We start from the raw sequence: 13,285 nt of genomic DNA, 5'->3' as shown, positions 1-13,285 counted from the left end.
TTCCCTCCCTCTCCCCCCCTCTCCCGCCCCCCCCCCCCCCCCCCCCCCCCCCCCCCCCCCCCCCCCCCCCCCCCCCCCCCCCCCCCCCCCCCCCCCCCCCCACCTCCATGTCAGGCATCGGGCATCGGAGGCCGGGCGCCGGGCGTCAGGGCGTGTACTTGTACCCCACGCGGCGGACGGTCTGGATCGCGCCGCGGTGCGCCGCGCCCAGCTTGCGGCGCAGCCGGGCGATGTGGACGTCGACGGTCCGGCCGTCGCCGACGTGCCCGTAGCCCCACACCGTGGTCACCAGCTGGTCCCGGCTGTGCACCCGGTGCGGGTGGGCCACCAGGTGGGCGAGCAGCTCGAACTCCAGGTAGGTCAGGTCCAGCTGCTCGCCGTCGACCTCGGCCGTGCGCTGCGCGGAGTCGATCCGCACGAGCGCGTCTCCAGTGGCCGTCGACGGCTCGGACGCAGGCTGGGCGTGCGGGACCGGTCCGGCGACGGGCACGGGAACGGACTGCGGGGCGAAGGCGATCTGCTGCTGGTCGGCCGGTACGAGGACCAGGTAGCCGATCATCGGAGGCTGGCCCGGCAGCGTGGGAACGGCGTGCTGGGGCGCGGGCAGCCAGGTGGCGCCCGGCGGGAGCAGGTCCACCACCCGGGCCACCTCGTCCCGGTCCACGGCGCGGAGCCGGTGGCGCGGAGCGGGCGGGAAGGGCAGGGGAGCAGAGGTCGCAGCGGAGGCGGCAGAAGCGAAGGAACGGGTGTTCGTCATGAGTGGTCAGCTCTTTCACGCGGAGTGATCGGCAGAAGACGTACGTGTGCATGTGCGAGTGCACGTAGTCGTTGCGTACCGCGCAGACCGAAGGCCCCGGGGCGGGTCTGGTGAGAGGGTCCCGGAGGCTTTAGAGGGCCGGCGCGTTCTCGGCGCGGCAACACACCCGGTCGAAGTCGTGATCCTGACGGGACGGCCAGAACGGCTCCAGGTCGCTGCGACCTGTCGGGAAGTACGAATGGCTGGCCATGGGCGCCATTGAAGCAGAAACACGGGGCCCGGGGCAGGTTGCGTCTCACCTGGTGGATCGGAATCTCATATTCCGTCGTCAAGTCTTCGTCAGGCCGTCATAATCCCGACATACCGTCAGCCTGAAAGCCGCTTCCGCCAGTCCAGTCCCGTCACGCGTATCGCATCGTGGGCCGATCCGTCCCACGCCCACGACAGCCCCACGCCGTCCAGCGCCGCCACCACCTCCCGCCCCACGGAGGCCGTCAGTTCCTCGCCGGACTCGAAACCCCCGTAGAGCAGGTACAGGTCCCCGCCCTCGGCCGCCCCCTCCGTGCACTGCGAGTGGAAGAAGACGAAGCCGCGGGCGTCCTCCTCGCCGTCGGCGTGGATCTCGCCGAGGCCGCAGGTGCGGCAACAGGTGAAGTTCTCCCGCGCGGTGATACCGCTCGCGTCGAGCGCCCCGAACGCCCGGGCCAGCCGCTCGGGATCCGTCTCGCCCGCCCAGCCGGCCTGCTCCGCGACCCGCTCCCGCCACAGCCGGTCCACCAGGTCCGCCGCCTGCGCCCGGGACACCGGCCGGTCGTCGCCGGACACCAGGTACTCCTCGGCGTCCTCCGTCAGCGCCGCCCGGTCTCCGTACCCGCAGCGCAGCCACCCCCGCACGGCCTCGGTCAGCTCCTCCTCCACCTCCGGGTCCAGCGGCGCCACCTCCTCGACCGGGAAGTCCAGCCGCTCCCAGGCCGGCCCGCGGTCCCAGTCCTTCTCCCGGGCCGCCCAGCGGAGCATCACCTCCACCACCTCCTGCGCGGTGCCGACGAACGCCTGGAAGTGCCGGTCGGGCGCGCCCGCGCGGTGCTCCAACTGGTAGTCGCCGCCGGTCTCGTGCCAGACCTGCACGTAGACGTCCGGGTCGTCCGGGACCCGGTTCACGACGAGGAACCGGTCTCCCTCCCCGCCTATGCCCGCCACGAGGGCGGACAGCGGCTCACGGCTCCCGGGGCCGGAGAGGTCGTGGTGGCGGCCGGGTTCGGTGTGGACCCTGACGGGCTGGATCATGTCGGCGGGTCCGGTGCGCTCGGTGTTCATGAGGACACGGTGACAGGCGCCACTGACAACGGCGGCGCCCGCCTCCGGGAGGGGAGTGCGGGCGCCACCGGTGCCGCTGCGCGGTGCGGTCGCTTCAGGGGCCGGTCAGACCAGGCCGTCCTTCTCCAGGCCCGTGCAGCAGGTGTCCGTGATCAGGCGGGTCACCACGTACGGGTCCACGTTCGCGTTCGGGCGGCGGTCCTCGATGTAGCCCTTGCCGTCCTTCTCCACCTGCCAGGGGATGCGGACCGACGCGCCGCGGTCCGAGACGCCGTAGCTGAACTCGTTCCACGGGGCCGTCTCGTGCAGACCCGTCAGGCGCTCGTCGATGCCCGCGCCGTAGTTCTTGACGTGGTCCAGCGGCTTGCTGCCCTCGCCCAGCGCCTCGCACGCCGAGATGATCGCGCGGTAGTCCTCGCGCATCGCCCTCGTGGAGAAGTTGGTGTGCGCGCCCGCGCCGTTCCAGTCGCCCTTCACCGGCTTCGGGTTCAGCGTCGCCGACACGTTGAAGTCCTCGGCCGTGCGGTACAGCAGCCAGCGCGCGATCCACAGCTGGTCGGAGACCTCCAGCGGGCCCAGCGGGCCGACCTGGAACTCCCACTGGCCGGGCATGACCTCGGCGTTGATGCCGGAGATCTCCAGCCCGGCGGCGAGGCAGTGGTCCAGGTGCTTCTCGACGATGTCGCGGCCGAAGATCTCGTCCGCGCCGACACCGCAGTAGTAGCCGCCCTGCGCCGCCGGGAAGCCGCCCACCGGGAAGCCGAGCGGGCGGGTGCCGTCGAAGAAGGTGTACTCCTGCTCGATGCCGAAGATGGCCTCCTGCGGGGCGAACTTCTCCGCGACCGGACGCAGCAGCGCGCGGGTGTTCGACTCGTGCGGGGTCATGTCGATGTTGAGGACCTCGCACAGGACGAGGATGTCGTTCCCGCCGCGGATCGGGTCCGGGCAGGAGAAGACCGGCTGGAGGACCCGGTCCGAGGCGTGGCCCTCGGCCTGGTTCGTGCTCGAACCGTCGAAGCCCCAGATCGGCAGCTCCGCACCGTCCGCGAGGATCTTCGTCTTGGAGCGGAGCTTCGCCGTCGGCGCGGTGCCGTCGATCCAGATGTACTCAGCCTTGTAGCTCACGGGACCATCCTGACTCTGCGGGTGCTGCGGGACGCTGCGGTGTTGACCGCAGCGTGCCCCGTGGCGATTTCTCATCCGTTGCCCATGTGTGAACCCTGTGTTACCGGGGTTTACACCGCAGGTCGGGTGGCTTGATCGAGTCGGTCGCCGTACATCCGTCCGGGTGGGGCACACTGAGCGGGTGAGCATTTCGTACGATTTGAACTCCGTCGGTGACGGTCGCCCCCGCGTCGGCCTGCTCGGCACCGGCCCCTGGGCCCGCCGCACCCACGCCCCCGCCCTCGCCGCGCACACCGGCTCCGAGTTCGCCGGAGTCTGGGGCCGGCGCCCCGAAGCCGCGGCCGAGCTCGCCGACGCGTACGGGGTGAAGGTGTACGAAGACCCCGACGCGCTGTTCGCCGACTGCGACGTCGTGGCCTTCGCCCTGCCGCCCGACGTCCAGGCCCCGCTCGCCGTACGCGCGGCCGCCGCCGGCTGCCACCTGCTGCTGGACAAGCCCGTCGCCACGACCGTGGAGGAAGCCCGCGCCGTCGCCGACGCCGCCGCCGCGCACGGTGTCGCGTCCGTCGTCTTCCTGACGCTGCGCTTCGCCGAGCCGACGGCGGGCTGGGTCCGCGAACAGGCCGGGCGCTCCGGGTGGTTCACCGCCTCCGCGCACTGGCTCGGCGCGGTCTTCCCGCCCGGCGGCGAGCCCAGTGCGTACGCCGACTCGCCCTGGCGCAAGGCCAAGGGCGGCCTGTGGGACGTCGGCCCGCACGCCCTGTCCGTGCTGATCCCGGTGCTCGGCGAGGTCACCGCCGTCGCCGCCACCAGGGGCCCGTCCGACGTGGTCCAGCTGGCCCTGCGGCACGCCTCCGGGGCCGCCAGCACCGCCGTGCTCAGCCTGGGCGCGCCGCGCGCGGCCGCCGGGGTGGGGCTGGAACTGCGCGGCGCCGAGGGCGTCTTCGCGCTGCCGGACTGGAGCGACGTACCGGGTGCCTACGGGCGCGCCCTGGACGCGGTGCTCGACGCCGCCCGGACCGGGGTGCCGGACCCGCGCGGGGCGGAGTTCGGGGCCCGGCTGACGGAGATCCTGGCGGAGGCGGAAGGGCAGCTGCCTACTTGATGGGGGCCTACTTGATGAGGGCCTACTTGATGAGGGCGTTGGCCACGATGATCACCAGCCCGATCGCCGCGTCGGCCAGGCCGACGAGCAGCGCCGAGGTGATCCGGTAGCCGACCCGCAGCGCCACGAAGGCCCCCCAGGCGAACAGCAGCGCCGTGTTCAGGCCGAGCCCGACCGCCGTCACCCCGTACGGCTCCCAGTGCGCGATCTCGGCGAACAGGAGCAGGAGGAGGGTGGGGAGGGTGGCCGCGATCATCGGCCACTCGTTCCACAGGGCCCGGCCCAGCAGCCGCCACCGGTGCGCGGCGGAGCCGGCCTGATGGTCGGCCATGTGGTGCGCGTACCCGTGCGCGAGGGCTCCGGCGGCGGCGGTGACCAGGATCCAGGCGGCGTCGGCGAGCGGGGTGTACTCCCCGCCCCGCTGGTCCAACGCGGCCAACAGCCCACTGGCCAGCACGGTCCCGTACACCCCGCCGAACATCCAGTCGGCCCCCCGACGGGGCGGGGCGATGGGGTAGGGGGCGGGGGTGGGTGTGTCACCGGCCTGGGGCTGTTCGGTCATGGGGGCGGTCCTTGGGTGCGGTTGGTGCAGTTTCGTCCGTATTCGTTCCTCGGGTCACCCTAGTGGGGAGGGGGTGGGGGCGGCGTGAAGGGGGGCTCGGTCTCTCCCCCTCGCCCCCCGGGGCGGGGCGGGGGAGCGGGGTGCCGGCTGGGCGGTCTCACAGCTGGTTTGGGGGTTTCCCGTCAGTCCCATCGTCCTTCCGTGTCGGGCCGGTCCCTCAAGGGCGCTCCCTTCGGTCGCGTCGCTACGCGATCGCCTTCGGCGACCCTTGACCGACCGTCCCGCCCCGGAAAGACAAAGGACTGCCGGGAAGCCCCCAAAAGAACGGCACGGTCGATGGTGGGAGGGACGGGTCTCTCGGCGATGAGGCGAGGGACCGGGCCGTGCCCCGCCGGGCATCCGGGCCCTCAGCGTCCCGATTCCGGGCCAGGGTCCGACTACCTCCACCACATGCCGACCAGAGCCCCCTGCGGACCACCCAAGCGCAGCAGATCGCTACGCGCTCCCCACTGTTCAGCGTCCGGCGACCGTCTTGGGCTGATACCTGCACCAAATGACGAACAGAGCAGCACGGGAAGCGGATGGGCGCGGCAGATCGCTACGCGCTCCTCTCGTCTCGGCGGCTGACGGCCGTCTGGAGTCGATATCCGTACCAAGGGGCGAGACGGGAGTCGGTACCTTGATCACACAGCTGATCGATTTCTGAAGAAAGCGTCATCGTGAGCGATTCGCGCCCCCACATCCTGTTCTCCTTCGGCACGCTGATGGACCCGAAGGTTCAGCAGGCCCTCTTCGGCCAGGTCGTGCCCAGTCGTCCCGCGTCGCTGGCCGGGTACACGACCAGGCCGCTGAAGATCACCGACCCGGACGTGATCGCTGCCAGTGGCCTGGACGTTCACCTGATCCTGGAGCGCAAGCTCGGCAGTGCGGTCGAGGGAGCCGTCCTCCACCTCACCGATGAGGAACTCGCCGCAGCCGACGACTACGAGGTCGACGACTACACCCGCCGACGGGTGGTCCTCGCTTCTGGGGAGAGCGCCTGGGCCTACCTGGACGCGAAGCCGCTGAGGCCGGCGGCGCGGATCGTGATCGTGGGTGACAGCATCGCCTACGGGCGTTGCGATCCGCAGGGTGGATGGGCCGGTCGGCTGGCAGCCGTCCACATAGCCGAGAACGAGACCGCGCACCGGGTCTTCAACCTGGCCATCCCCGGTTCCACGTTGGCAGCCGTCAGCGAGCAGACACCCGCCCTCCTGCCTCCCCGCCTGCCTGACACGATCGTGCTCGCGGCAGGCATCAACGACTCCGCCGTGCCCCTGGCGACGCCCGATGCCGATGGACTGGCCGGCATCGAGGACGGTCTCGACGCACTGGCCGCCACGGCCCATGCGCACAATGCGCGCCTGGTCGTTCTGGGCCCCATCTGGCTCGACGAAGAGCGCACCGGCGACTACGAGGGCCTGTGTTTCACACGGCAACGAGCGCTCACCCTCCGGGAGTCGTTGCGGGCGTGGTGCGAGGAAAACCACATCGACTTCGTCGACATGTGGGAGCCCCTGCGCGACCGGACCGACCTCCTCGTCGACGGCGTACACCCCACCCATGAAGGCCACCGGGCCCTCTACGAGCACCTCATCACTCTCGCCGGCTGACCCGACACGTCTTGGCGCGGATATCAGCCACGGGCGGTCGCCGGACGCCGAGACATGAGGAGCGCGTAGCGATCTCTCGCGCCCATCGGCTTCCCACAGCGCTCTGATCAACATTTGGTGCGGGTATCAGCCACGGGCGGTCGCTGGACGCCGGGAAAAGAGGAGCGCGTAGCGATCCAATGCGCCTGGGGGCTCCGCAGGGGGCTGTGGTCGGCATTTGGTGCAGGTATCCGGGCCCCCGGCCCTGGAGCGGGGGTCACGGCCAGCCCGGATGCGCGGCCGGCCAAGGCCCGGCCCCTCGCCTCATCGCTGACTGGGCCGCTCCTGCCTCTCCTGCCCGGTGACCGTTCCTTTGGGGGCTTCCCGGCAGTCTTTCGGCTTTCCGGGGCGGGACGGGCTGTCAAGGGTCGCCGAAGGCGATCACGAAGTGACGCGACCGAAGGGAGCGCCCTTGACGGGCCGGCACGACACGGAATGACGATGGGACTGCCGGGAAACCCCCAACCGTCTCTGATTCCGCACCGGGTCAGCTGGCCGTCGTGATGCCGTCCAGGAAGGTGGCCCAGGTGGTGGGGGTCACCGCTACCTCGGGGCCGCCCGGTACTTTGGAATCCCGGATGTGGATGGTGGCGGTGGACGGGGAGATCTCGACGCAGTTGCCTCCTTCCGAGTTGCTGTACGACGACTTGATCCACTGGTGGGGTGAAGGACTGCTCACTTCAGGCTCTCCATCTGCTTCCTGATGAGGTCCGCGCTGCGCTGTGCCGAGAGCGCTTCGCCCGCGAGTTCGCCGAAGGCTCGTACAGCTTCTCGCACATGCTCAGCGTCCGTGATGATCGCTCCGGTGCGGAAGGAGTCGACGCACACGGATTGGGAGTGATTCGGCGAGGTCAGGATGCTGACGGGCGCGTCCATGAGCAGGTTTGGTTCAGCGTCCAGAGGCAGGATGCGAATGCTCGTGGTCGGACTCTCGCTGCGGGACACGAGCGTTGCCAGCTGCTCCCGCATCACTGGGATTGGTACGGCCCGTCGGTAGATCACGGACTCGCACAGCACGATGCGCAGATCAGGGGCTGCAGGACCCTTCAACACGTCTTGGCGGGTCATGCGGGCGCGGACCGTTGTCATGACCTCCCCTTCGGAAGCTCGTGAAGAGCCTGCTCGGATGATGGCGCGCGCGTAGTCGCTCGTCTGCACCAGACCCGGAATCAGCGTCGGTGACCACTCCCACACGGCGATCGCGGAACGCTCAAGCTCCATGCGTCGACGATGGATGGCCTGGAACGACTGGATGATCATCTCCTCGTACAGTCGCTTGAACAAGCCGTCCGTCTCGAAGATTTGATCCAGCACCGCCGGCAGCTCCGGAGGGATCGCCCCTTCCCCCGACTCCATGCGGCTGATCGTGCTCTTCGACGTGCGCGCCAGACGGGCCGCGCTCGTCTGGGAGAGGCGGCGTTCCGGGTACAGCTCTCGGGCGCTCTTGAGTTCCTCGGCGAATCGGCGGCGTGGATCCGGCTCCACAGACGCCCCCTTTCCACGTTCCCATGCGGTTGGTCACGACCGGGCCTGACGCGTTTCCGCAGGTCAAGTGGGTCGGAATATGCCGCTCCGACCAAGACGCAGGTCGGTCGATCGGGCGCTTTCGATCGTAGCTCCGCCTGCGTAACTCTGATTTCACGCAAGGTGATTGAGCACTCGAACGGATGGTGGAATGTCATGCGTGATGCGACCGGCGCTGACGGCGTGGACGACATCGAATGGCTTGCCGGTGTCCTCCCCCAGCTCGACCGGGCCTGGGCTGACTTGGTCACCGGGCTGGACGCCGCCCTCCAGGGGTTCGTCTTCGTCCAGCGGTTCAGTGCCACGCCGCGCGGTGCCCGACTGGCCCGGCATCTCGCGCTCGTGCAGCTGCACGCCTGGGGGATTCCGCACGGGAGCGGGGTCGGTGATGACGTCGGGCTCGTCATCGCCGAGCTCGCCGCCAACGCCGTGACGCACGGGTGGGTGGCCGGGCGGGACTTCGAGCTGCGGGTCAGCCGGCTGGGCGGGGTGGTGCGGGTCGAGGTGTCCGACGGGCGGCGGGATCGGCGGCCCCGCCTGAGGGAGGGCGGGTACGGGCTCCGGCTCGTCGGGGGTGTCGCCGCCGCGTGGGGCGTCTGTGACCGGGTGGTCGGGAAGACCGTGTGGGCCGAGTGTGCCCTCAGGGCGTGAATGCCGCCCTTGCCTCTGTCAGGAAGGCGCGGATCGTCTCGCGCTCGGCGGGGGTGAGGGGGGTCAGGGAGTCCTGGACGGCGGTGAGCATGGGGCCGAAGAAGGCCTGGCCCAGCTCGATCGCCTCCGGGGTCACGCGTAGCAGCACGCGGCGGCGGTCGTTCGGGTCGCGGACGCGTTCCGCGTGGCCCAGGCGTTCCAGGCGGTCGATCACCGCAGTGGTGCCGGCCGAGTTGAGGCCGAGTCGGGTGGCCAGGAGGCCCGGGGTGGCGGGTTCGGCGGCGAGGGCCGCGTCCAGGAGGCAGATCAGGGCCCGTACGTCGGTCGGGTGCATGCCGTTGGCGGCGGCGAACTCCGCCTGGCGGAGGCCGAATTCGACGCTCACCGCGCGCAGCAGATGCACCAGGTCGAGGTGGTCGTCCCCGTGCTTGTCGGTCATGTCGCCCCCGTCTAGGATCTCTCGCTGAGCGAGATTATTGCCCATCGAGGGAAATGGGGTCCACATGTCCCGCACCTCCTTCCGCGCCGCCTACGACGAGGCCCTCGCCCGGTGGCCCGGGCCCGTCGAGGCCGGCGACGTGCCCACCCCCTACGGGGTCACCCGCGTCAACAGCTGCGGTCCGGGGGGCGGGGCGTCGGCGCCGCCGCTCGTGTTGCTGCCCGGCGGCGGCGCCACGTCCACCGTGTGGGGGGCCTGTGTGGCGGCCGGGCTGGGGCGGAGTCGGCGGGTCCATGCCGTGGACCTGGTGGGGGAGCCCGGGCTCAGCGTGCCGGCGCCCGGGCGGGCGGTGCGGACCGTCGGGGACCTCACCGCCTGGTTCGACGCGCTGCTCGACGGCCTCACCGGCCCCGCCGGCGGGCCCGTGACGCTGGCCGGGCACTCCTACGGGGCCTGGATCGCCGCCCACGCCGCCGCGCGGCGGCCCGACCGGCTCGACCGGCTCGTCCTGCTCGACCCGACCCAGGTCTTCGCCGGGTTGCGTCCCGGCTACGTGCTGCGGGCGCTGCCGATGCTGGTGCGGCCCACCCCGGCGCGGATCCGCTCGTTCCTGGCCTGGGAGACCGGCGGGGCGGCGCTCGACCCCGCCTGGACGCGACTCCAGGAGGAGACGGCCGCCTTCCCCACCGTGCGGCCGGTCACAGGCCCGCGCCCCGGCCTGGCCGGGCTCGGGGAGCTGCCGGTGGAGGTCCTCTTCGCCGGGCGGGCCCGCTGCCACGACCCCCGGCGGGCCGCCGCGGCCGCGCGCCGGGCGCTGCCGGGCGCGCGGGTCGGCGTACTGGCCGGGGTCTCGCACCACGCGCTGCCGCTGACGGCGGCCGAGGAGATCGCCCGGCTCCTGGCCCCATCGGCCTGAAGGCCCCCTGGTGCTCCAGCCGTAGATCCTGACCTTCGTGGCCGTGCGACTGCTTGCCGTCGACAGGCGTGGCCGGGCCTTGCTCGGTAGCGTGGGTGGTGGCACAGCACCATCGGCGCGCATGCGTCCGCCGGGGCCGACGCATCCCACCCGCCAAAGGCATCTGAGACCACGCCGGACGTGAAGCGGCCACCGTTGCCGCTCGCGGCAGCTCGCCGGGGTATGCCGGGGCTGCGGCCCAGTCCGAGCGCCATGTACCAGCAAGGCCCCCACCCGGTGACCACGGTGTCACCTCCTGGCTGCTGGTTGCGACTCCCACTCCGCGCAAGGAGGGCCGCGCATGTCCAGACCGTCACTGCCACCGCCACCGTCGTCGCCCGATCCCTCCCCGCGGTGGGGACCGCGCGGACGGCCGGGCCACCACGGGCCGCACACGCGGGCCGTCCTGGCATTCGCCCTCCCAGGCCCTGCCTTTGTGCTCGCGCTGGTCCTCGGATTCTCCGGAGTCGCGGACGGTGCTCCCCTGCCGAAGCGTGACACCAGTGGCCAGGTCACCGGGCTGGTCGCCAGCGATGTGGAGGAAATCCGCGCCGGCGACTGCTTCACCACGGATGACGAACTGCAGCAGTACGAAGGCGAAGAGGGCGGCGATGCCTCCACCGAGGTGCGCCTCGTGCCCTGCGACGAGCCTCACGAGGGGGAGGTGTACGCCGTCTTCAGCCTGCAGGACGGTGCGTACCCGGGCAAGAAGAAGATCGTTGCGATGGCCCAGGGCACGTGCGGAGACGCGGTACTCGGCGCCTACACGGGCGCCGCCGCGAAGCTCCCCGAGAAGCTGGAGCGGTACTACTTCTATCCGAGTTCCGCCACCTGGGACATCGGTAATCGCAATGTCGTCTGCTTCCTGGGCGACGAGACCGGTACGAGCACCGGCTCGGTCCGCGCCCCCGGTTCCTGAGCCCCCTTCCCGAGACCCGTTCCCCAGCCCCGCTCCAGAGCAGGGGTTCCCGGTCCTGCCCGATCTGCGGCCTAGCCGGCGTTCGGCTTCGGGCCCTTGATGACCTTGCTGAGGGCCTCCAGGCCCTGCTCCCGCATGCCGCGCACGTAGTCCCAGCCGTTGTGGTCGCCGCCCTTGATCTCGTAGAGGTCGATCTTGATGGGGCCCTTGCCGTTCTCGCGCTGGAACTTCTCCAGCCGTTCCCGGCCGCCCTCCTTCGTCCCGTACTGGAAGTTGACGTAGACCTCCGGCCCCTTCGACTGGATCAGCTTCTGGGCCAGCTTGCCGGGGTCGTTCGCGTCCATCTCCGCCTTGTTGCTCTTCCACAGCGGGGAGTCGGGGGCCGTCTCGCCGCCGTTCGCGATCACGCCCCGGAACTTCTCCGGGTGCTGCATGACCTGCTTGAGGCCCACGAAGGCGCCGGAGGAGTTGCCCATGAGGGCCCAGCCGTCGCGGGACTTGTACGTACGGAAGTTGGCCTTGGTCAGGTCGGGGACGTCCTCGGCGATCCAGGTGCCCATCTTCGGCTGCCCGGGGATGTCGGAGCCGTCGTAGTAGTTCTTGTTGTCGGGGTTGAGGAGCGGCATGACCAGGATGAAGGGCAGCCCCGTGCCCTTGGCGGAGGTCTCCGCTATCGCCTTCTGGAGGCCGATGTTGGGCATGGTCGCCCAGTAGTTGTCGGGGTAGCCGTTGCCGCCGGGCAGGGCGATCATCACGGGGAAGGCGCTGTTGGCGTACTTCGGCTCGTCGTACTCCTTGGGCGTCCACACCCAGACGTCCCCCTCGAAGCCGGACTTGGCGCCCTTGAGGCGGGTCTTGGATATTCGGGTGCCGTCGTCGAGCTTGGTCGTCTGCTTGAACTGTGCGGCGGGGCCGGCCGGCAGCGACACGTCCGGGTCGGGGCCGGTCGCGGCCGCGCCGCCGGAGCCCGCGCCCTGGGCCGGGGGCTTGGGCTTGGCGAAGGTGACGTCCTCGCCGTTGCCGTCGAACCAGTCCGTCCCCCAGTACGCCCAGCCGCCTCCGCCGGCGAGCAGCGCGACGATCACGGCCGTGCCGACCCAGAGCTTCGCCCTGGACCGCTTCGGGAGGCGGGGGCCGAACGGCGGCTGCCCGCAGTGCACGCACAGCTCCTGGGTGCCGGGGCCGGCGTCGTGGCCCATGGGCGGGTGCCCGTACGACTGCTGCCCGTACGGCGATGTCTGCGGGTACTGCTGCTGCAACGAACTTCACTCCGAGCGGTCGGGGCTGCCCAACGGGCGAGCGGCGGTGTCTCCCTGCCAGTCCTGATGGGAGAACGTACCGTCCGGTTGCAGATCAGGCAGAATTTGCCGCATTTGTGCAGTTATGGGTGTTCATCCGTGGTCGGCACCCGTGCGGGAGAGGGCTTCGCGGACGCTCTCCTCCGAGCGGGCGACCACCGCCGTGCCGTCGTCGGCGGTGATGATCGGGCGCTGGATCAGCTTCGGGTGGGCGGCGAGGTGGGCGATCCAGCGGTCCCGCGCCTCGTCGCTCGCCTCGCGCGGCAGGTCCCGTACGCCGGTCTCCTTCGCGAGGGCGTCGGAGGTGCGCGTGATGTCCCAGGGCTCCAGCCCGAGGCGGCCCAGCACCTCGCGGATCTCGCCCTCGGACGGTACGTCCTCCAGGTAGCGGCGCACCGTGTAGTCGGCGCCCTCCGCGTCCAGCAGGGTCAGCGCGCTCCGGCACTTCGAGCAGGCGGGATTGATCCAGATCTCCATGCCCGCAAGGGTAGTCAGACTCCGTCCGGCCAGGGCTTTTGTCAGTGCCCCCCGGTAAAATCGAAGGAGAACGACAGGAAGCCAACTACCGTTTGGGAGGCTGTAGATGGCCGCTGCCGCGATCATTTCGATGCCCAAGAAGAAGCCGCTGCCGGCGGGCCTGCCCCGCGAGTGGTACGAGAACCACAACCGCCGTCTGAAGGCGATGCGGCTCGCGATCTCCCTGCTCGACACGGGGACGTACGACGCCAAGCGCGCGACCAACCGCAAGATACGCACGATGGCGGTGCGGGTGGGGATCCACCGTCCGTCGAACGTCACCTGCCGGATGGTCCGGGCCTTCATCGTGGCCAACGGAGGCTGAGGCGCCGGGGGCGGGGGGGGGGGGGGGGGGGGGGGGGGGGGGGGGGGGGGGGGGGGGGGGGGGGGGGGGGGGGGGGGGGGGGGGGGGGGGGGGGGGGGGGG

The 13,285-nt window shown here is 71.0% G+C and carries 15 protein-coding genes; 6 read left to right on the top strand and 9 right to left on the bottom strand.

Translation table 11 applies throughout. The features are described from left to right. Positions 1 to 145: 145 nt before the first annotated feature. From ACZ7IF_RS25430 to glnII, 3 genes are all read right to left on the bottom strand, one after another. Positions 146 to 757: a winged helix-turn-helix domain-containing protein gene (locus ACZ7IF_RS25430; protein ID WP_470975417.1), complete on the bottom strand. Its 612-nt coding sequence runs from the start codon at positions 755 to 757 to the stop codon at positions 146 to 148. A 366-nt stretch (positions 758 to 1,123) separates the two neighbouring features. Further along, positions 1,124 to 2,074 (bottom strand): DUF6891 domain-containing protein, encoded by a 951-nt coding sequence (locus tag ACZ7IF_RS25425; RefSeq protein ID WP_470975414.1) that lies wholly within the window; start codon positions 2,072 to 2,074, stop codon positions 1,124 to 1,126. A gap of 105 nt (positions 2,075 to 2,179) precedes the next feature. After that, entirely contained in the window at positions 2,180 to 3,199 is a 1,020-nt protein-coding gene (gene glnII / locus ACZ7IF_RS25420) for a glutamine synthetase (RefSeq protein ID WP_470975412.1), read from the bottom strand. 187 nt (positions 3,200 to 3,386) lie between these two features. Here glnII and ACZ7IF_RS25415 point away from each other — a divergent pair, with 187 nt between their 5' ends. After that, positions 3,387 to 4,304, top strand: coding sequence for a Gfo/Idh/MocA family protein (locus tag ACZ7IF_RS25415; RefSeq protein ID WP_470975686.1), 918 nt, complete (start codon positions 3,387 to 3,389; stop codon positions 4,302 to 4,304). A 22-nt stretch (positions 4,305 to 4,326) separates the two neighbouring features. Here ACZ7IF_RS25415 and ACZ7IF_RS25410 read toward each other — a convergent pair whose 3' ends face one another. Next, on the bottom strand, positions 4,327 to 4,866 hold the full coding sequence (locus tag ACZ7IF_RS25410; RefSeq protein WP_470975409.1) for a hypothetical protein: 540 nt from the start codon (positions 4,864 to 4,866) through the stop codon (positions 4,327 to 4,329). A gap of 719 nt (positions 4,867 to 5,585) precedes the next feature. Between ACZ7IF_RS25410 and ACZ7IF_RS25405 the strand changes: the two genes are divergently transcribed. Then, a complete protein-coding gene (locus tag ACZ7IF_RS25405) occupies positions 5,586 to 6,518 on the top strand; it encodes a GDSL-type esterase/lipase family protein (protein ID WP_470975406.1) in 933 nt (310 codons plus the stop codon). Between the two features lie 526 nt (positions 6,519 to 7,044). On the opposite strand, the gene ACZ7IF_RS25400 is transcribed toward ACZ7IF_RS25405, so the two are convergent. Together ACZ7IF_RS25400 and ACZ7IF_RS25395 are read right to left on the bottom strand one after the other, a co-directional pair. Next, positions 7,045 to 7,236: a DUF397 domain-containing protein gene (locus ACZ7IF_RS25400; RefSeq protein ID WP_470975403.1), complete on the bottom strand. Its 192-nt coding sequence runs from the start codon at positions 7,234 to 7,236 to the stop codon at positions 7,045 to 7,047. After that, on the bottom strand, positions 7,233 to 8,042 hold the full coding sequence (locus ACZ7IF_RS25395; protein ID WP_470975400.1) for a helix-turn-helix domain-containing protein: 810 nt from the start codon (positions 8,040 to 8,042) through the stop codon (positions 7,233 to 7,235). Before ACZ7IF_RS25395 ends, ACZ7IF_RS25400 begins: the two co-directional genes overlap by 4 nt. 195 nt (positions 8,043 to 8,237) lie before the next feature. Here ACZ7IF_RS25395 and ACZ7IF_RS25390 point away from each other — a divergent pair, with 195 nt between their 5' ends. Further along, on the top strand, positions 8,238 to 8,732 hold the full coding sequence (locus tag ACZ7IF_RS25390; protein ID WP_470975397.1) for an ATP-binding protein: 495 nt from the start codon (positions 8,238 to 8,240) through the stop codon (positions 8,730 to 8,732). Here ACZ7IF_RS25390 and ACZ7IF_RS25385 read toward each other — a convergent pair. Beyond that, the gene (locus tag ACZ7IF_RS25385) at positions 8,722 to 9,171 is read right to left on the bottom strand and encodes a MarR family winged helix-turn-helix transcriptional regulator (RefSeq protein ID WP_470975394.1); all 450 of its coding nucleotides are present in this window, start codon (positions 9,169 to 9,171) and stop codon (positions 8,722 to 8,724) included. The two genes, ACZ7IF_RS25390 and ACZ7IF_RS25385, sit on opposite strands and share 11 nt — an antisense overlap. Positions 9,172 to 9,235: 64 nt before the next feature. On the opposite strand from ACZ7IF_RS25385, the gene ACZ7IF_RS25380 reads away from it, so the two are divergent. Further along, entirely contained in the window at positions 9,236 to 10,087 is an 852-nt protein-coding gene (locus ACZ7IF_RS25380; RefSeq protein ID WP_470975391.1) for an alpha/beta fold hydrolase, read from the top strand. A gap of 475 nt (positions 10,088 to 10,562) precedes the next feature. Beyond that, positions 10,563 to 11,045: a septum formation family protein gene (locus ACZ7IF_RS25375; protein ID WP_470975388.1), complete on the top strand. Its 483-nt coding sequence runs from the start codon at positions 10,563 to 10,565 to the stop codon at positions 11,043 to 11,045. Between the two features lie 71 nt (positions 11,046 to 11,116). Here ACZ7IF_RS25375 and ACZ7IF_RS25370 read toward each other — a convergent pair whose 3' ends face one another. Next, positions 11,117 to 12,304 carry an alpha/beta hydrolase gene (locus ACZ7IF_RS25370; RefSeq protein ID WP_470975385.1) on the bottom strand — a complete coding sequence of 396 codons (1,188 nt, stop codon included), beginning with the start codon at positions 12,302 to 12,304 and terminating at the stop codon, positions 11,117 to 11,119. A 132-nt stretch (positions 12,305 to 12,436) separates the two neighbouring features. Then, the gene (locus ACZ7IF_RS25365; protein ID WP_470975382.1) at positions 12,437 to 12,820 is read right to left on the bottom strand and encodes an ArsC/Spx/MgsR family protein; all 384 of its coding nucleotides are present in this window, start codon (positions 12,818 to 12,820) and stop codon (positions 12,437 to 12,439) included. 106 nt (positions 12,821 to 12,926) lie between these two features. Here ACZ7IF_RS25365 and ACZ7IF_RS25360 point away from each other — a divergent pair, with 106 nt between their 5' ends. Then, positions 12,927 to 13,184 (top strand): hypothetical protein, encoded by a 258-nt coding sequence (locus ACZ7IF_RS25360; protein ID WP_007263742.1) that lies wholly within the window; start codon positions 12,927 to 12,929, stop codon positions 13,182 to 13,184. The last annotated feature ends 101 nt before the right edge of the window (positions 13,185 to 13,285 follow it).

The sequence above is a fragment of the Streptomyces sp. NPDC037421 genome (assembly GCF_055602105.1).
Note: the sequence above shows the minus strand (reverse complement) of the source record. Positions and strands in the feature narration are given on the sequence as shown.

Bases quoted from the DNA above. Each gene is read 5' to 3' on its own strand.
- ACZ7IF_RS25430 (WP_470975417.1), bottom strand. From the start codon at position 757: ATGACGAACACCCGTTCCTTCGCTTCTGCCGCCTCCGCTGCGACCTCT.
- ACZ7IF_RS25425 (WP_470975414.1), bottom strand. From the start codon at position 2,074: ATGAACACCGAGCGCACCGGACCCGCCGACATGATCCAGCCCGTCAGG.
- ACZ7IF_RS25410 (WP_470975409.1), bottom strand. From the start codon at position 4,866: ATGACCGAACAGCCCCAGGCCGGTGACACACCCACCCCCGCCCCCTAC.
- ACZ7IF_RS25390 (WP_470975397.1), top strand. From the start codon at position 8,238: ATGCGTGATGCGACCGGCGCTGACGGCGTGGACGACATCGAATGGCTT.
- ACZ7IF_RS25385 (WP_470975394.1), bottom strand. From the start codon at position 9,171: ATGACCGACAAGCACGGGGACGACCACCTCGACCTGGTGCATCTGCTG.
- ACZ7IF_RS25380 (WP_470975391.1), top strand. From the start codon at position 9,236: ATGTCCCGCACCTCCTTCCGCGCCGCCTACGACGAGGCCCTCGCCCGG.
- ACZ7IF_RS25365 (WP_470975382.1), bottom strand. From the start codon at position 12,820: ATGGAGATCTGGATCAATCCCGCCTGCTCGAAGTGCCGGAGCGCGCTG.
- ACZ7IF_RS25360 (WP_007263742.1), top strand. From the start codon at position 12,927: ATGGCCGCTGCCGCGATCATTTCGATGCCCAAGAAGAAGCCGCTGCCG.